Here is a 17,243-nt window from a genome sequence, read left to right on the forward strand (position 1 = left end):
GGCTGGGCGGGTCCGCGCCGCGGGTGGCCCGCTGGCTGGGCGACATCCGCACCTATTTCCCCGCCACGGTCGTCCAGGTCATGCAGAAGGACGCCATCGAGAAGCTGAACCTCACCAGGCTTCTGCTGGAGCCGGAGATGCTCGAGGCCGTGGAGCCCGACGTGCACCTGGTGGGCACGTTGCTGGCGCTGAACAAGGTGATGCCCGACCAGGCCCGCGAGTCCGCCAGGGCGGTGGTGCGCACGGTGGTGGACGAGCTCGAACGCAGGCTCGCGCAGAAGACCAGGACGGCCGTCACGGGCGCGCTCGACCGGTCGGCCAGGACCCACCGTCCCAGGCGGGTGGCCGACATCGACTGGGACCGCACGATCAGGGCGAACCTGAAGAACTACCTGCCGGACAAGAACACGGTCGTGCCGTCGCGGCTGGTCGGCTACGCGCGCAGGCAGCGTTCGGTGCAGCGCGAGGTGGTGCTCTGCATCGACCAGAGCGGGTCGATGGCGGCCTCGGTGGTGTATTCGAGCGTGTTCGGCGCGGTGCTGGCCTCGATGCGGTCGCTGAAGACGTCGCTGGTGGTGTTCGACACGGCGGTGGTCGATCTCACCGACCAGTTGCACGACCCGGTGGAGCTGCTGTTCGGCACCCAGCTGGGCGGCGGCACCGACATCAACCGGGCCATCGCGTACGCGCAGGGGCTGATCACGCGTCCGTCCGACAGCATCTTCATCCTGATCAGCGACCTGTACGAGGGCGGGGTCAGGCAGGAGATGCTGCGCCGGGTGGCGGCGATGACGCAGGCGGGCGTGCAGGTGATCGTGCTGCTGGCGCTCTCGGACGAGGGCGCGCCGTTCTACGACCACGAGAACGCGGCGGCGCTGGCCGCGATGGGGGTGCCGGCGTTCGCGTGCACGCCCGACGCGTTCCCCGACCTGATGGCGGCGGCGATCGAGCGGCGCGACATCGGGCAGTGGGCCGAGCGCCACCTCGGCGGCACGTGAGGCCCTGCGGAACGGCACGCGACAGGCCGCGGCCCCCTCCAGGGAGGGGCCGCGGCCCGGGTGGTGAGAAGCGCCCCGGGTCAGTGGGCGGGCTGGTCGGGGCGGGCGTGGCGCGGCAGCAGGTACGACAGCGCGAACGTCAGCGCCAGCAGCCCGACCTCCACCCAGATGGTCACCCGCATCGCCGAGCCGAAGCCCCAATCGTCCTTGAGCAGGTTGAAGAAGATCGTCCCCAGCACGGCGGTGCCGAGTGCGGCGCCGAGCTGCTGGATGGCGGGCAGCGAGCCGGAGGCCGAGCCGTACTCGTGCGGCTCGACGCCGGCCAGCACGATGTCGAAGAACGGCGCCATGGTCAGGCCCATGCCGATGCCGACCAGGGCCAGCCCGGGGGCGAGCTGCCAGGGGCCGACGTCGAGTCCGGCCCACTGGATGGTCAGGCCGAGCACGATCGCGCCCGCGGCCATCACCACGGTGCCGATCTGCAGCAGCGTCCGGCCGAGCTTGGCCATCAGGGGCATGGCCAGGCCGAAGCCGATCACGCCGCCGATGGCCTGCGGCAGGCCGGTGAGCCCGGCCTTGAGCGGCGAGTAGTGCAGGCCCATCTGGGTGTACAGGGTGAAGACGAGGCTCAGGCCGATCATGCCGGCGAAGAACGCCAGACCGGCCACCAGACCGCCGGTGAAGGCCCGCTTGCGGAACAGGCTGGGCGTGACCAGCGGGTCCTTGCCCGACCTGGCGCGGCGTGACTCGTACCAGCCGAAGAGCGCGAAGAGCGCGGCGGAGGTGGCGATGGAGGCGAACGTCCAGGCCGGCCAGCCCAGCTCGCGGCCCTGGATGAGCGGGTAGATGAGCAGGGCGGCGGCGGACGAGAGCAGCACGACGCCGGGCAGGTCGAGCTTGGTGGCGTTGGAGAGGCGGAACTCGGGCAGGAAGCGCATCCCGGCCAGGGCGGCGGCCAGGCCGAGCGGCAGGTTGATCAGGAAGATCATCCGCCAGCCGGTGCCGAAGAAGTCGGCGTCGATCAGCCAGCCGGCCAGGACGGGACCGCCGACCGAAGAGATCGTCATGACCGGGCCGAACATGCCGAACGCCTTGCCCAGCTCGTTCGGCGGAAACATCTCCTTGATCATGCCCATGCCCTGCGGGATCATCAGCGCGCCGAACAAGCCTTGCAGCACCCGGCTGGCGACCAGCATCTCGGGGCTGATGGACACGCCGCACAGCAGCGAGGCCGCGGTGAAGCCCAGGGCGCCGATCAGGAACATGCGCTTGCGTCCGAACAGGTCGCCGAGGCGTCCGCCGGTGACCAGCCCGACGGCCATGGCCAGCGTGTAGCCGGCGCCCAGCCACTGCACGAGGCTGTCCGATCCGCCCAGCTCGTGCTGGATGGTGGGCGCGGCGATGGTGGTGACCAGCGCGTCGAGCAGGTCCATCACCTCGGCGGCGAGGATCACGAAGAGGGCGACCCAACGCCAGCGGTACGGCTGGACCTCGGTGGTCACCCCGGGGGTGGTGAGTGTCATCGGGTGCTCCTTCAGGAACGGTGTTCTAGACACGAACGGTGTTCGTTGGCAAACACTGTTCTAATGACGAACAGCGTTCGTGTCAAGTACAGTGTTCGTCATGAGCGAAGTTGGTAGTGCGGGCAGCGGCGGTCAGGGGGCAGACGCGGGGGTGCCCACGCCTCCGTGGCGCAAGCCGCGCCGGCCCGTCCAGGTCAAGCAGCAGCTCAGCCAGGACCTGATCGTCGAGACCGGGCTGCACATCCTGTCCACCGAGGGTTTCGACGCGCTGAGCATGAGACGGGTCGCCCAGCAGCTCGACACCGGCCCGGCCTCGCTCTACGCCCACGTGGCCAACAAGGACGAACTGCTCGAACTCGTCTACGACCGGGTGCTCGGCGAGCTGGACCTGCCCGAGCCCGACCCGGCCAACTGGAAGGAGCAGCTCCGCGAATACGCCGTCGACGTGCACCGGCTGCTCACCTCGCACGCCGACGTGGCCAGGGCGGCGCTGGCCAACGTCCCGACCGGGCCCAACGCGCTGCGCGCGGGCGAGTTCCTGTTCGGGCTGCTCATCGAGGCGGGCATGACACCCAGGGACGCGTCACTGTCCATGGAGCGGATGCTGCTGTACATCGTCGGCGACGCCTACGAGAGCTCGATGCACTGGGCGAAGATGCGGGCCTCGGGGGAGCGGGATCCGCAGGCGTACATGGAACACTTCGTCGCGCAGATCGCCGATTACTACGGCTCGCTGCCGCCGGAGCGGTTCCCGTACATGACCGGTCACGTCGACGCGCTGGTCGGCGACGACGGCGACGCCCGCTTCGGTTACGGACTCGACCTGCTGCTCGACGGCATGGAGGCCCGCATGCCCAAGGGTCCCTCGTAGGCGCCGGCGATGCCTTAGGCCCAATTGCCTAGGACTCGCGCCCGATGTGCTGACCAGGGATTCGTCCTACGTTTCCGGTCATGACCACAACTGCTGAAAGATCCGCGGCCGTGCCGGCCGGTGTCGTGTCACCCCAGTACCGCTCGTTGAGCGTCGGGCTCGTCGCGCTGGTGATGCTGGTGGCCTTCGAGGCGATGGCGGTGAACACGGCGATGCCCGTCGTGGCCGCGGACCTGGGCGGCATGCACCTGTACAACCTGGCCTTCAGCGCCACCCTGGCGGCCAGCGTGATCGCCACCGTGCTGGGCGGCCGGTGGAGCGACGTGAAGGGGCCGCTGCAGCCGGTCGCCGTCGGCGTGACCGGCTTCGTGGCCGGGCTGCTGGTGGCCGGGTTCGCCTCGAACATGGAGGTGTTCGTGGCCGGGCGCTTCATCCAGGGGCTCGGCGCGGGACTCGTCCAGGTGGCCCTGTACGTGCTGGTGGCCAGGGTCTATCCGGCCGCGATGCATCCCAAGGTGTTCGCGTTGTTCTCGGCCGCCTGGGTGGTGCCGTCCATGGTGGGGCCGGCGATCTCCGGGTTCGTGGTGCAGAACGCCGACTGGCGGTGGATCTTCTGGGCCGTCTCGCTGATCGTCATCCCCGCCGCGCTGCTGCTCTGGCGCGGCACCGCCGGTCAGCACCTGGCGGACGGCATCGCCGAGCCCGCCCCCGGCCTCGGCCGCAAGCTGGTGTGGGCCACCGTGACCGCTGTCGCCGCCGCGCTGATCCAGTACGGCAGCGCGCTGGAGCTGGCCGGTCTGCCGCTGCTCGGCGTCGGCGTCGTCCTGCTGGTCGTGGCGTTGCCCAGGCTGCTCATGCCCGGCTCGCTGCGCGCCGCCCGCGGCCTGCCCACCGCGCCCGTGCTGCGCGGCCTCGCCTACGGCTCGCTCATGGCGGCCGAGGTGCTCATCCCGCTCATGCTGATGAAGGAACGCGGCCTGGACGCCGTCGGCGCCGGCATCGTGCTCACCATCGGCGCGCTGGGCTGGTCGACCGGGTCCTGGATCAAGGGCCGCGGCCTGATCGGCCACCTGACCGCCATCCGCGGCGGCGCCATCATGATCACCGCAGGCATCCTGATGGTCATGCTGGTGCTGATCGACTCCGTGCCGATCCTGGTCGCGTACGTGGCCATGGCGATCGCCGGTCTCGGCATCGGGGCGCTGCACCCGACGGTGTCCGTCCTGGTGCTGGAGATGTCCAGGCAGGGCGAGGAAGGGCAGAACAGCGCGGCCGTCGGCGTGGGTGAGTCGGTGTTCACCGTGGTCGCCGTCGCGGTCAGCGGCGCGCTGTTCACCGCCGCCGGGCAGAGCTACGTGGCCGGTCTCGCCTTCACCGCGGTGCTCGCCGCCGGGGCCGTGTTCCTGGCCCCGCGTTTTGCCCAGTCGGGGAAGGCGGGCACTATGGAGGGAGCCGCGTCATAAAAGGGGGGTACATGCCGCGAGTGCGGGAGCTTGAGGTTTTCCGGCTGGTGCTGCCATTCGGCAGGCGGTCGGAAAGCCTGCTCGTGAAGCTCACAGACCATGGCGGCATGATCGGCTGGGGAGAGGTCGTCTCCCCGGAGCCGAAAACCTGGGCAAGACTGGAGGAATCGCTCGCCGCCCTCCTGATCGGGGTCGACTGGGAGCATCCCGACACCGTCCAGAGCGGCGAATTCGCCGTCGACATGGCCTGCTGGGACCTGTGGACCCGGATGCGGGGCGTCCCGCTGGCCCACGCCATCGGCGGCACGCGCACCTCGCTGATGGCCACCGTCCGCCTGGCCCCCGACCCGTCGGTCGAGAGCCTGGTCTCGCGCGTCAACCAGCAGGTCTGCGCCGGATACGGGCACGTCACACTCGACATCACGCCGGGCTGGGACGTCGAGCCGGTCCGCGCGGTGCGCCAGGCGTACCCGGCGCTGACCCTGGCCGTCGACTGCGGCGGGGCCTACACCGACCTCGGGCAGCTCGTCGCACTCGACTCCTACGGCCTGGAGGTCATCGAGCGGCCGTTCCCGACCGGCGACGTCGCCTCGCACGCCGCGCTGCAGGACGAGGTGGCCGCCTCGGTGGCCGTGGAGGTCACCTCCACCGCTGAGCTGGACGACTACCTGACCCTGCGCGCGGCCCGGGTGCTGCTGCTGCGCCCCACGGCCTTCCCCTCGATGTCGGAGGCGCGGCGCGCGCACGACCGGGCGGCGGCGGCCGGCTGGGACATCCAGTGCGCGGGCGGCCAGGGCGCCGGCCTGGCCAGGGCCGCCACGGTCGCGGTCGCCAGCCTGCCCGGCTGCACGTTGCCGTGCGACGTCACGCAGCCGCCGCGGCAGAACCAGATCGTCACGCCGGTGGTGGGCGCGAACGCCGGGGTGATCGCGGTGCCGCTCACCCAGCCGGGGCTGGGGCACACGGTGGACGAATCGCGGCTGCAGCGCCTGGCTACGGAGGTCTTCCACGCGTGACGCGGGCGTGATCTGACGGCCCTAGCTTTATGCCGATATTTCGGGGTTTGGCTAGGGGTGGGCGTGGAGCTGACTCGGCGGGGCATCGCCCGCATCCTGCTGACGAGGCATTTCTCGCTGATCGTGCCCGAGTGGCTGAAACTGCTGTTCAGCGTTGCGGTGGTGGCGGCGATCACCGGCGTGATCCTGCTCTTGCCGTGGGTGCTGGACACCCTTGCCGCCGCGCTGACGGTGGCACTGGCGGGAGTGGGTTGCGCCGCGGCGCTCGTCGCCTACCGATTGCCGAGGCTGTATCGCTGGAGCCGGCCCGCGCTCGACCTGGACGATCATCCGAGGTTGCGCGCGGTGGTCACCGAGGCGGTCGAGCTGGCCGGGTTCGACACGATGCCCACGGTGTGCCTGCGTGGATGGGGCACGGTGGCGGTCACTCGCCGGCGCGGCGGCCGCCTCGGTGACGTGGTGCTCCCTCTGCCGCTGCTGTCGGCGCTCGGCGCGGACGAACTGCGCGCGCTCATCGTGCGCGAGCTGCTGACCGTCAAACGGTGGTCCTGGCACGAACGGTGGGGCGTGATCCTGCTGCTGAACTACCACCAGGACTGGGAGTGGCTGCGCGAAGCGTGCCTGCCCCTGCGGACCTCACTCTGGGCGGAGGCCGGCCGGCTGGTGGGCCGCGAACTGCTGGCGGAGGCGAGCAAGGCCGAAATCATCGCATCGATGGCCTTCGTCTGGCACCAATGCCGGTACCTGATGCCGTTCGTCTTCCGCGGCGGACCGGACGACCTCTTCGAGAGTTTCGCATGGAAGGTTCGCACGGACGGTCTCCTGGCGCGGATCCGGCCACGGGCCGAGGCGCTTCACGCTGCGGAATGCCACACCGAAGAGCTGTGCGTCGGGCCGTGGACCACGCCCGTACCCGCCGCGCAGAGCCTGATCGGCCCGGTGCCCGTCAAGGCCGTCCGCCGCCTGTCGAAGGCCCTGGTGAACGAGATCATCGGCAAGGACGGCGGCCCGGCCGGCCGCCGTCCGTACCGGCTGGACGAGCTGCCCGCGGCCGACTGGGCCGGGCCGCTGAGCGACGAGCGGGATCACGTCATCCAGGCCGCCGCCACCCTGCTCGACCGGCCCGCCACCGGGCGTGACGTGGTGAACCTGGTCGTCGCCGGCCGGGCGGAGGAGCTGAGGTGGTGGCACAAGTCCCAGCCGTGCCCGCACCCCACGCGCGGCGTCTGCGCGCTGCTGCCGCTGCTCGACGTGGCGCTGCGCGGCAACGGGTACACGCACGAGCACCCGTTCACCCAGCGCGTACTGATCGGGCCGGAAGGTGACCGGGTGGACCTGGTAGAACTGGCGGGAAGGGTGGAACGCGGCGAGGTGGGGGCAGCGGTGACCGAGCGGGATCCCGACGCCGACGCGCGGCGGCTGGCCGGTGAGTCGCTGGCCGAAGGCGACGCGCTCGGCTGGTTCGAGCGGCTCTACGCCGAGTCCGCCGACGGCGACGCGATCGTCCCGTGGGATTCGCGCGCCCCGCACGCCCTGCTGGCCGAGTGGAGCGCGAACGTCGCCGGCGAGGGGCGCCGGGCGCTGGTGGTCGGCTCGGGCACCGGCGACGACGCCGAGCACGTCAGCGGGCTGGGCTTCGACACCGTGGCCTTCGACGTCAGCGAGACGGCCGTGCGCCTGTCGCGCGAGCGCTACCCCGGCAGCCGGGTGCGCTACCAGGCCGCCGATCTGCTGAACCCGCCCGAGGAGTGGCGGCGGGCGTTCGACCTGGTCGTGGAGATCATGACCGTCCAGGCGCTGCCCGAGGAGCTGCATCAGGAGGCCATCGCCGCCGTGGCCGGGTTCGTCGCGCCGGGCGGCACGCTGCTGGTGATCGCCTCGGGCCGGGAGGAGGGCGGGGCGGCGTTCGCGCCGCCGTGGCCGCTCACGCGATCCGAGATCGACGCGTTCGCGGCCGCCGGCGGGCTGGTGGCCGAGCGGGTCGAGGAACTGCGCGACGGCGAACGCCTGCGCTGGCGCGCCGAGTTCCGCCGGCCACGAGTGTGATCAGCGGCCGATGGTGCCGCAGCCTTCGGTGAGCCCCTTGGCCGGGTCGGCGGAGGGCGATGCGGAACCTGACGGCGTGGCCTTGGGCGTCTTCTTCGGCGACGGCGCGGCCGAGGCCACCACGGGCTGGTCGGCGTCGACCGAGTCGCGGAGGGCCTTGGCGGTCAGCGTGCGGATCTTCGCCCAGTCCGGATAGCCGGTGTTGATCAGCGGCGGCACGAACTGCAGGCTCTTCACCTTGGCGTCCTTGACCTTCAGCGCCAGCGGCACCAGGTGCTCCAGCATCTGGCGCGGGATGTCGGTACTGATCAGCTCCTTGGTGGCCAGGGCGACCCGGTTGAACCTGAGCAACACGGTCGCCGGGTCGGCCTGGTCGAGCAGCGCGCCGATCACGCAGCGCTGGCGGCGCATCCGGGTGTAGTCGTCGGTGAAGGTGCGCGAGCGGGCGTACCACATCGCGTCGGCGCCCTTGAGCCTGCGCGTGCCGGCCTTGACCAGGCCCTCGTTGTACTTGCCGAACACCACGTCCTGCTCGACGGTGAGCGTGACGCCGCCGATCGCGTCGATGAGGCGGGCGAAGCCCCACATGTTCACCAGCACGTACCAGTCGATCTCGAGCCCGAGCGTGTAGCCGATCGTCTCCATCAGCACCTTCGCGCCCTGCCCGCGCCGGCCGCCGAACAGTTCGGGGTGCGCGTCGGCGTACTCCCAGACGCTGTTGAGCAGGTCGTTGCGGCCGTTGGCGCGGGGCAGGCGGAAGCCGTCGGGGAAGCGCTCTGCCATCGGCGTGCCGGGGCGGAAGCGCACGTCCTCCAGGCTGCGCGGCAGGCTGATCAGCACCGTGTTGCCGGTCTTCACGTCGATGCTGGCCACGTTCATGCTGTCGGTGCGCACGCCGGGCCGGTGGTCGTCGGCGTCGCCGCCGAGCAGCAGGAGGTTGAGCCGGTCTCGCCCGGCCCACGGGTCCTCGGGCTTGACCTGGGCCGCCGAGGGGCCGTCCGTGGGGGCCTGACGGAAAATGGTGTTGATCGCGTCGCGCGAGGTCCACACGTAGTTCGTGGCCACCGCGAACGGCGCCACGACCACCACAGACAGCAGCCCGGCCAGCGTGCCGGTGAGTATCTGACCACCCTGCGGGAGAGCGCCGGGCCGCAGCACCACGAACGAGTGCACCATCAGCGCGAACCAGCACAACCCGAGGACGATCGCGCCGATCGTGACCCCCACCAGGGCCGAGTCTCGAGTCGCCATGCCGATGAGCTCGTCCAGGGTGTGGCCGAGCACCACGGCCAGCATCGCGAGCAGCCCGACCGCGTAACAGGACAGCAGGACGAGACCCGTTCTCCGCCATCCCGCGCGCAGGTGCGCGGCGCCGGGCGCCAGTGCGGAGAGCACCAGCCAGCCGAGCACCTCTCCCGCGTTCATCGGACGCGTTCGCTGCTGCTGCACGCCATCCCCGTTTCCCCGTGAGTTCCAACCTAGGCCGAATCGAGGCGGCAGCCTACGGTTGAAACCAGAAATATGTCGTTATGAGAGGGTGAACATCCGGGGCCGAATAAGATTCGGTCCATGGGGTTCACCGAGATCGAGTACGACGTCGCCGACCGCGTCGCCACCATCACATTGAACCGCCCCGAACGGCTCAACGCGTTCACCTTGACGATGCGGGCAGAGCTCATCGCGGCCTTCGACCTCGCCGACGCCGACGACCAGGTGCGTGCCGTGGTGGTCACCGGGGCCGGACGCGCCTTCTGCGCGGGCGCCGACCTGGGCGGCGGCGGCACCACGTTCCGCGGCGCCCGCGAGGGCCGCGACCTGGTGGACGGCGCACCGCGCGACGGCGGCGGCACGGTCGCGCTGCGCATCGCCAGATCGCTCAAACCGGTCATCGGCGCCATCAACGGGCCCGCCGTCGGCGTCGGCGTCACGATGACGCTGCCCATGGACGTCAGGCTCGCCGCCGACACCGCCAGGTTCGGATTCGTGTTCGCCCGCCGGGGCATCGTCACCGAGGCCGCGTCCAGCTGGTTCCTGCCCAGGATCGTGGGCATCGCGCAGGCCATGGAGTGGGCCGCCACCGGCCGCGTCTTCCCCGCCGCCGAGGCGCTCGAAGGCCGGCTCGTCTCGCGGCTGTATCCCGCGGAGGAGCTGCTGCCCGCCGCGTACGCGCTGGCCGGCGAGATCGCCGCCAACACCTCGGCCGTCTCCGTCGCGGCCATCCGCAGGCTCATGTGGTCGGGGCTGTCGGCGTCCTCGCCGTGGGAGGCGCACGCCGCGGACTCGCGGCTCATGGCCGAGCTGGGCGGCGCGCCCGACGCGGTCGAGGGCGTGACCGCGTTCCTGGACAAGCGGCAGGCGGACTTTCCCATGACGGTGAGCGAACATCTGCCGTCCGGTGTCCCGTCCTGGCCGGAAAATCCTTATGGTGGCTAGCATGTACGAGATCACCGTTCTGCCGATGCCGTCCGATTTCGAGGGCGACGTGGTCGCCACGCTCATCGCCCGGCGGGCCGCATCGTCACGCAGAGCGGTGCTCTACCTGCACGGTTTCACCGACTACTTCTTCCAGGACCACCTGGCCGAGCACTACGTCACTCAGGGCATCGACTTCTACGCCCTCGACCTGCGCAAATACGGCCGCTCCCTGCTCCCGCACCAGACCAGGGGGCTGGTGCGGAGCATCACCGACTACTTCCCCGAGATCGACGAGGCCGTCCGGATCATCCGCCGCGACCACGACGAACTCACCGTCAACGCCCACTCCACCGGCGGTCTCATCGCCGGGCTGTGGGCCGACCGGGTCCGCGGTCGCGGGCTGGTGCAGGGCCTGGTGCTGAACAGCCCGTTCTTCGACCTCAACGTCCCCGCGCCGCTGCGGCTGGCCGCCGACGTGCTCAAGACGCCGCTCTCGTACGCGCGCCGCGCCCTCCCCTTGGGGTCGAGCACCGCATACGGGCAGAGCCTGCACCGCAGCGAACAGGGCGAATGGGACTACGACCTGGAGCTCAAGCCGCTCGGCGGCTTCTCCGTGCACGGCATGTGGCTGGCCGCGATCCGCCGCGCCCAGCGGCGGCTGCACGCCGGGCTCGGCGTGGACGTGCCGGTCCTGGTGCTGGCCTCGGCCACCGGGCTGCGCGTGCGCGACTTCGTGCCCGAGGCGCAGTCGGCCGACATCGTGCTCGACCCGAGGCAGATCTCCCGCTGGGCGACCTGCCTGGGCCCGCACGTCACCTGCGTGCGCATCGCGGACGGCGTCCACGACCTGGTGCTGTCGGCCGAACCGGTGCGCAAGCAGGTCTTCGCCGAGATCGACAGGTGGATGAGCGCCTACGTCCGGCGCGAGCACGACCAGGCCGCCTACCAGGGGAACGAGAACAGGCCGTAATAGGCGGCGGCCACCAGCAGCAGCCCGGTGCCGCCCAGCACGCCCGCGATCGCCACGTGCTGCCAGCGGCTCGGCCGCATGCCCTCGCGCAGCCCGGCCACCACCGCCGCCACCGCGGTGACCTCCTGGATCAGCATGAGCACCGCCAGCACCCGCACCACCAGCCACCCGGCCAGCACCGCGGGCCAGGCGCCGGCCTGGTTGATCGAGAACAGCACCAGCAGGACGATGAACGCCACCACCGACACCAGCAGGCCCAGCCCGGTCCAGGCCATCCGGCTGAGCCTGCGCCTGATCGGCGGCCACAGCCGCGCGGTCGTCTCCGGGATGTGGTGCCGGCCGCGCAGCCGCACCACCATGGCGGCCACCGGGCCGGCCACGTAGCCCACGGCGGCCAGGCAGATCGTCAGCCCGAGCATGGTCCCGCCGGCGTACCAGGGGGCGGCGGGCACGTCGCTCGCCTCGAAACGCTGCACCGGGGTCGCGCCGGCCAGGTGCAGGACGGGCTCGGCCGTGCCGGGCAGCCCGAGGATCCAGTTGGCCAGCGTCTCCAGATAGCCGTGCGTGAACGGGCCGCCGCCGACGCGCATGGCGTGGTCGCCGTTGCCCATGAAGCGGATCGTGTAGTCGTCGTTGCCCGCCTGCTTGAGCGCCGTGGTCAGCGCCTGCGTGGACTCCACGAACGGGATCGAGGGGTCGGTGGTGCCGTAGAAGGCCAGCACCGGCTGCCTGATCCCGCGTAACGCGGGCATCGCGTCGTAGCGCAGGAAGTCGAAGCCGACCACGCCCATCGCCCTGGTCAGCAGGTCGCGCACGCCGATCGGGGCGCGCAGCCTGAGCAGTTGCTCGTTCAGCGCCCAGGCCACCTGACGCAGCGGGGAGACGTTCGGCGAGGACACCAGCACCACGAAACCGACGGAATCGCTCTTGGCCGCCGCGATCGGCACCACCCAGCCGCCCTCGCTGACGCCCCAGATGCCGACCCTGGAGGCGTCGACGTCCTGGCGGCCGCGCAGATACTCGACCATCCGCAACGCGTCGTCGGCCAGCAGCCCGAAATCGCGGTCGCGGAAGTTGTAGCCCACCGTGCGCTTGTCGAAGGCGAGCGTCACCACCCCCGCCTTGGCCAGGAACTCCGCCTGCGGCTCGAACTCGGTCCGCGAGCCGTTGCCCGACCCCGACACGAACACCATCGCCGGGTAGCGGCCGGTGCGCGCCGGCGATCGGACCGTTCCCTCCAGCGACTGCCCCTCGGCCCGGAGCGAGATCTCCTCACGCTTGATCGAGCCGGTCGCCACCACCGGGCGCAGCTCCGCACGCGGCTGCGGGGGAATCGCCTGGAAAGCCACATCCGCCTTGAGCGGCGGCGGGTCGAACGCGGGTGGCAACACGTAACCCACAGACGCCAGAGCCACCAGCACCAGACCGGCGGCGACGCTCAAGGTGCCACGGCCAGTGCGCATTGGCCTCCCCATGTGCGTTGGTTTGCCCGCTGATCTTCCAGCCTACTCCCGGCGGATGAGACGCAGGAGACCACATTTGTCGGTGGGAACTGTTAGCTTCCTGCGACATGCGGATCCTGCACACGTCCGACTGGCACCTGGGGCGCTCCTTCCATCGCGAGAGCCTGCTCCAGGCCCAGCAGGCGTTCGTCGAGCACCTGGTCGAGACCGTGCGGTCCGAGCGGGTCGACGTGGTGGCGATCGCGGGCGACGTCTACGACCGCGCGCTGCCGCCGGTCGACGCGGTCGCCCTGTTCGACGAGGCGCTCGGCCGGGTGCGCGGGGCCGGGGCCAGGGTCGTGGTGATCAGCGGCAATCACGACTCCGCGCTGCGGCTGCGGTTCGGCTCGGCGTTGTTCGACGCCTCCGGGGTGCACGTGCGCACCGATCCGTCCCGGTCGTGGGAGCCGGTGGTGATCGGCGAGGTCGCCTTCTACGGCATACCGTACCTGGAGCCCGAGCTGGTGCGCGCCCAGTGGGAGCTGCCCGACCGCAGCCACACCGCCGCGCTCACCCACGCGATGACCAGGGTCAGGGCCGACGCCGCGCGGCACCGGCACGCGGTCGTGCTCTCCCACGCCTTCGTCACCGGCGGCCAGGCCAGCGACAGCGAGCGCGACATCAGCGTGGGCGGCATCGCGCACGTGCCGCTGTCCGCCTTCGACGGCGTCGACTACGTCGCGCTCGGCCACCTGCACGGGCGGCAGCGCATGTCGGAGACCGTGCGTTACTCGGGTTCGCCGCTGGCCTACTCCTTCTCCGAGGTCGGCCACGTGAAGGGGTCCTGGCTGGTCGAGCTGGGGGCGTCGGGCGTGGCGGGCGTCGAGTTCGTGCCCGCGCCGGTGCCCAGGCCCGTCGGGCGGCTGCGCGGGCCGCTCGACGACCTGCTGACCCTGCCGGAACACGCCGCGTTCGAAGACCACTGGCTGCAGATCACGCTGACCGACCCGGTCCGCCCCAAATCGGCCATGGACCGGCTGCGCGCCCGCTTCCCGCACACCCTCGCGCTCGCCTTCGACCCCGTCGGCGCCGCCCCCGCCGCCCGGCCGGCGAAGCTCAGCGGGCGTCCCGAGGCCGAGGTGGCGCTCGACTTCGTCAGGGAAGTGCGCGGCGAGCCTGCCGCACCCGACGAGGAAGACCTGCTAAGACAGGCGATCGAGGCATCCAGGGTGAAGGAGACGATGGCGTAGATGCGGCCGCACCGGCTCACGCTCACGGCCTTCGGTTCCTTTCCCGGCACCGAGACGGTCGACTTCGACGCGCTGGCCGAGGCGGGGCTGTTCCTCGTCCACGGCCCCACCGGCGCGGGCAAGACCACCGTGCTCGACGCGCTCTGCTTCGCCCTCTACGGCGAGGTGCCCGGCCAGCGCAACAGCGCGCGCAGCCTGCGCTGCGACCACGCGCCCGCCACCACCGGGCCGGCGGTGACGCTGGAGGTCTCCATCAGGGGCCGCTTACTGCGCATCCAGCGCTCGCCGTCGTGGCAGCGGCCCAAGGTGCGCGGGTCCGGGTTCACCGAGGAACGCGCCAAGGTCGTGGTCGAGGAGCGCCAGGGGGCGGGCTGGCAGGGGCTCACCACCCGGCTCGACGAGGCCGGCGACCTGGTGGGCGGGCTGCTCGGGATGAACGCCGACCAGTTCGCGCAGGTCGCCATGCTGCCGCAGGGGGATTTCGCGCGCTTCCTGCGCGCCGACGGCGCCGATCGCCGCAAGCTGCTCGAACGGCTGTTCACGGTCAAGGTGTTCACGCAGGCCGAGACGTGGCTGGCCGAGCACCGTACGGGGGCGTGGCGGCGGGCGCAGGAGCTGAGACAGCAGGTCGACTTCGCGCTGCGGCGGGTGGAGGAGGCGGCCGGCGACGACCTGCTCGCGCTGGTCGCCGATGGGGTGGAGACCCTTGCGCCGGAAGTGCCCGGTCCCGAGACCGAGCCGTTGGGCTGGGCCGGTGCGCTGCTCGACGCAGCGCGTGCGGCTGTCACGCGGGTGGGCGGCCGGCAGGGCGAGGCCGAGCGGGCCGTCCGGCTGGCGCGCGCCAGGTTCGAGCAGGCCGCAGCCCTGGCCGAACGGCAGCGCCGGCACGCCGAGGCGCTGACCCGGCGGCGCACCCTCGACGAACGCGCCGACGAGCGGGCCGACCTGCAGGCCGTCCTCGACGACGCGGCCCGCGCCGACCGGGTGCTTCCCCTGATCACGGCGGCCCGCCAGCGCGCGGAGGCCGCCGCCAAGGCCGGCACCCTGGTCGCCGACGCCCTGGCCCGGGCCCGGCCCCTCCTCCAAACTGGCGCCCGGGCGTCTGCCACCGGGGGAGGCGTGTCGGGCGCGGACACCGCCCTGGTGGTGGGATCGGGCGAAGCGGACACCGTTCTGGTGGCGGGATCGGGCGAAGCGTCCGCCGCGGTGCTCGCGGGGCTGGAGCGGGAGCGGCGGGCGGAGATCGCTCGCCTGTCCGAGCTGCTGACCGAGGAGGCCAGGCTGTCGGTGGTCCGGCGCGACCTGCTGCGGGTGCGCGACGAGCTGGCCGGGCTGGTCCGCGACGACGAGGAGGCCGCCGCGCGGCTGGCCGTGCTGCCCGGGCTGATCGAGGAGGCCGAGACCGGGCTGGCCGGGGCGCGGGTGGCAGCGGCGCAGGTCCCCGCGGCGCGTGCCGTCCGCGATGCCGCCATCGACCTGATCCGCGTCGAACGCGAGCTCGACCGGCTGGCCGCCGACCTCGACGGGCTCGCGCAGCGCGAGGCCGCGGTGTCCGCGGCCGAGGCCGAGCTGCCCGAACGCCTCGCCACCGCCGACGCGCGGCTGGCCGAGGTCCGGGCGGGGGCGGCGGGAATTCCCGCGGCGGCGGCCGGGCTCGACGCGGCCAGGTCCGTGCTCGACGCCTGCCACCGCAGAGACACCCTGGCCGCCGACCTGGAGGCGGCGATCGCCACGCACCAGACACTGGTCGATCACGCGCAGGGGTTGCGTGAGCGGTGGCTGGACCTCCGGCAGGCCCGCATCGACGGCATGGCGGCCGAGCTGGCGCGCGACCTGTCCGACGGGCTGCCGTGCGCGGTGTGCGGGTCGGATCATCACCCGCATCCGGCGTCCCCCGCGGCCAGCGCGCCGTCGGCCGACGACGAGCGCGCGGCGGAGAGCGCGCACGAGGCCGCCCTGTCCGAACGGGAGGCGGCGGAACGGGCGCTGGCCACGATCGAGTCCCGCCACGCCGACGCCGTCGAGGCCACGGCCGGGATCGACGCGGAGACGGCGGCCGCGGCCGTGTCGCAGGCCGAGGAGGAGCTGGACCGGCTGCGATCGGTGGCCGAACGGGAGCCCGCGCTGGTCGCCGAGCTGGAGCGGGTCGAAGGCGAACGCGAGCGGGTGGCCGAGCAGGCGCTCGAACTGGCCGAGGCGCTGGCCGAGCACCGCACGCACCGCTCACACCTGGAAGGCGAGCGCGCCCGCCTGCGCGCCCGCCTGGCCCCCGCCTCGGCTGACCTGGTCATCTCGGGTGACGATGGGGAGTGGCGGGCGCGTGACGTGCTCGCGGCGGCCGAGTCCCAGGTCGCCGGGCTGGAGGAGGTGGCGGCCGGGGAGTCGGCGCTCGCCGGGCGGGTGGCACGTCTGGGCACGGAACGCGGCGAGCTGGAGGAGCGGGCGCGGCGGGTGGCGGCGCGGCTGGCCGCCTCCCGTACCAGGCACGAGGAATTGAGCGGCGACGCCGGGCGGCTGACCGCGCGGCTCGACGCCGCGCGCGGCGACGACCCGACACTCACCGCCCGCCTGTCCAGGCTGAGCGACGAGGCCGAGCTGCTGCGCGAGGCGGTGGAGGCCACGCAGGCGGCCGCCGCCGCGCGGGGTGAGCTGGCCCAGGCCGAACGGGCGGCGCGCGAGGCGGCGGCCGAGGCCGGGTTCGCCGACGCGGCGGACGCCGAGGCGGCGGCGCGCACCCCGGCCGAGCGGGAGGACAAGGCCGAGCTGCTGCGCCGGCTCGACGCCGAGCACGCCGCGGTCACCGGCATGCTCGCCGACCCCGAGCTGGTCGCGGCCGTCGCCGAGCCGGTGCCCGACCTGGTCGCGGCCGAGGCGGAACGCGACGCGGCGGAGCAGGCGCACACCACCATGGCCAGCGCCCGCGACCGGGCCGAGTCCCGGGCGCGGCGGCTGGAGCAGCTGCACGGCGAACTGGCCGCCTGCATCGAACGCTGGCAGCCCGCCGCAGAACGCCACCGACTGGCCGAACGCATCGCCGCGCTGGCCAGTGGCACGTCCAGCGACAACCAGTGGAACATGAGCCTGTCGTCGTTCGTGCTCGGCGAGCGGCTGCGGCAGGTGGTCGACGCCGCCAACGAACGGCTCGACCACATGTCGGGCGGGCGCTACCTGCTCCAGCACGACCTGCGCAAGACGGCGGGCTCGCGGGCCCGCGCCGGGGGCGGGCTGGGGCTGAGGGTGGCCGACGGC

Annotated in this window: 12 protein-coding genes; 9 read left to right on the plus strand and 3 right to left on the minus strand. The window is 72.3% G+C overall.

The genetic code is table 11. The annotated features are described in order from the left end of the window. The coding region (locus HII36_RS44565; protein WP_173529413.1) for a VWA domain-containing protein at window positions 1-998 on the plus strand (998 nt) is incomplete at its 5' end. A gap of 80 nt (window positions 999-1,078) precedes the next feature. Here HII36_RS44565 and HII36_RS44570 read toward each other — a convergent pair. Then, window positions 1,079-2,521: an MFS transporter gene (locus HII36_RS44570; RefSeq protein WP_173529414.1), complete on the minus strand. Its 1,443-nt coding sequence runs from the start codon at window positions 2,519-2,521 to the stop codon at window positions 1,079-1,081. 100 nt (window positions 2,522-2,621) lie between these two features. Here HII36_RS44570 and HII36_RS44575 point away from each other — a divergent pair, with 100 nt between their 5' ends. From HII36_RS44575 to HII36_RS44590, 4 genes are all read left to right on the plus strand, one after another. Next, entirely contained in the window at window positions 2,622-3,392 is a 771-nt protein-coding gene (locus HII36_RS44575; RefSeq protein ID WP_173529415.1) for a TetR/AcrR family transcriptional regulator, read from the plus strand. Between the two features lie 80 nt (window positions 3,393-3,472). Then, window positions 3,473-4,855: an MFS transporter gene (locus HII36_RS44580; protein ID WP_173529416.1), complete on the plus strand. Its 1,383-nt coding sequence runs from the start codon at window positions 3,473-3,475 to the stop codon at window positions 4,853-4,855. Between the two features lie 107 nt (window positions 4,856-4,962). Beyond that, the gene (locus tag HII36_RS44585) at window positions 4,963-5,871 is read left to right on the plus strand and encodes an enolase C-terminal domain-like protein (protein ID WP_328808168.1); all 909 of its coding nucleotides are present in this window, start codon (window positions 4,963-4,965) and stop codon (window positions 5,869-5,871) included. 63 nt (window positions 5,872-5,934) lie between these two features. After that, complete coding sequence (locus HII36_RS44590) at window positions 5,935-7,917, plus strand: class I SAM-dependent methyltransferase (protein WP_217370735.1); 1,983 nt, start codon at window positions 5,935-5,937, stop codon at window positions 7,915-7,917. On the opposite strand, the gene HII36_RS44595 is transcribed toward HII36_RS44590, so the two are convergent. Then, window positions 7,918-9,366, minus strand: a complete 1,449-nt coding sequence (locus tag HII36_RS44595; protein ID WP_328808169.1) for an LCP family protein — start codon at window positions 9,364-9,366, stop codon at window positions 7,918-7,920. A 120-nt stretch (window positions 9,367-9,486) separates the two neighbouring features. On the opposite strand from HII36_RS44595, the gene HII36_RS44600 reads away from it, so the two are divergent. Then, a complete protein-coding gene (locus HII36_RS44600; RefSeq protein ID WP_173529418.1) occupies window positions 9,487-10,350 on the plus strand; it encodes an enoyl-CoA hydratase-related protein in 864 nt (287 codons plus the stop codon). Window position 10,351: 1 nt separating this feature from the next. Beyond that, on the plus strand, window positions 10,352-11,302 hold the full coding sequence (locus HII36_RS44605) for an alpha/beta hydrolase (protein ID WP_173529419.1): 951 nt from the start codon (window positions 10,352-10,354) through the stop codon (window positions 11,300-11,302). On the opposite strand, the gene HII36_RS44610 is transcribed toward HII36_RS44605, so the two are convergent. Further along, window positions 11,275-12,765, minus strand: coding sequence for an alpha/beta hydrolase family protein (locus HII36_RS44610; RefSeq protein WP_173529420.1), 1,491 nt, complete (start codon window positions 12,763-12,765; stop codon window positions 11,275-11,277). The two genes, HII36_RS44605 and HII36_RS44610, sit on opposite strands and share 28 nt — an antisense overlap. A 107-nt stretch (window positions 12,766-12,872) precedes the next feature. On the opposite strand from HII36_RS44610, the gene HII36_RS44615 reads away from it, so the two are divergent. Both HII36_RS44615 and HII36_RS44620 read left to right on the plus strand, forming a co-directional pair. Further along, complete coding sequence (locus tag HII36_RS44615; protein WP_173529421.1) at window positions 12,873-13,994, plus strand: exonuclease SbcCD subunit D; 1,122 nt, start codon at window positions 12,873-12,875, stop codon at window positions 13,992-13,994. Beyond that, a partial coding sequence (locus HII36_RS44620) for an AAA family ATPase (RefSeq protein ID WP_173529422.1) occupies window positions 13,995-17,243 on the plus strand: 3,249 nt, incomplete at its 3' end. It lies immediately after the preceding gene.

This window comes from Nonomuraea antri, from assembly GCF_013283785.1.
GTDB classification, from domain to species: Bacteria; Actinomycetota; Actinomycetes; order Streptosporangiales; family Streptosporangiaceae; genus Nonomuraea; species Nonomuraea antri.

Bases quoted from the DNA above. Each gene is read 5' to 3' on its own strand.
- HII36_RS44570 (WP_173529414.1), bottom strand. From the start codon at position 2,521: ATGACACTCACCACCCCCGGGGTGACCACCGAGGTCCAGCCGTACCGC.
- HII36_RS44575 (WP_173529415.1), top strand. From the start codon at position 2,622: ATGAGCGAAGTTGGTAGTGCGGGCAGCGGCGGTCAGGGGGCAGACGCG.
- HII36_RS44580 (WP_173529416.1), top strand. From the start codon at position 3,473: ATGACCACAACTGCTGAAAGATCCGCGGCCGTGCCGGCCGGTGTCGTG.
- HII36_RS44585 (WP_328808168.1), top strand. From the start codon at position 4,963: ATGATCGGCTGGGGAGAGGTCGTCTCCCCGGAGCCGAAAACCTGGGCA.
- HII36_RS44600 (WP_173529418.1), top strand. From the start codon at position 9,487: ATGGGGTTCACCGAGATCGAGTACGACGTCGCCGACCGCGTCGCCACC.
- HII36_RS44605 (WP_173529419.1), top strand. From the start codon at position 10,352: ATGTACGAGATCACCGTTCTGCCGATGCCGTCCGATTTCGAGGGCGAC.
- HII36_RS44610 (WP_173529420.1), bottom strand. From the start codon at position 12,765: ATGCGCACTGGCCGTGGCACCTTGAGCGTCGCCGCCGGTCTGGTGCTG.
- HII36_RS44615 (WP_173529421.1), top strand. From the start codon at position 12,873: ATGCGGATCCTGCACACGTCCGACTGGCACCTGGGGCGCTCCTTCCAT.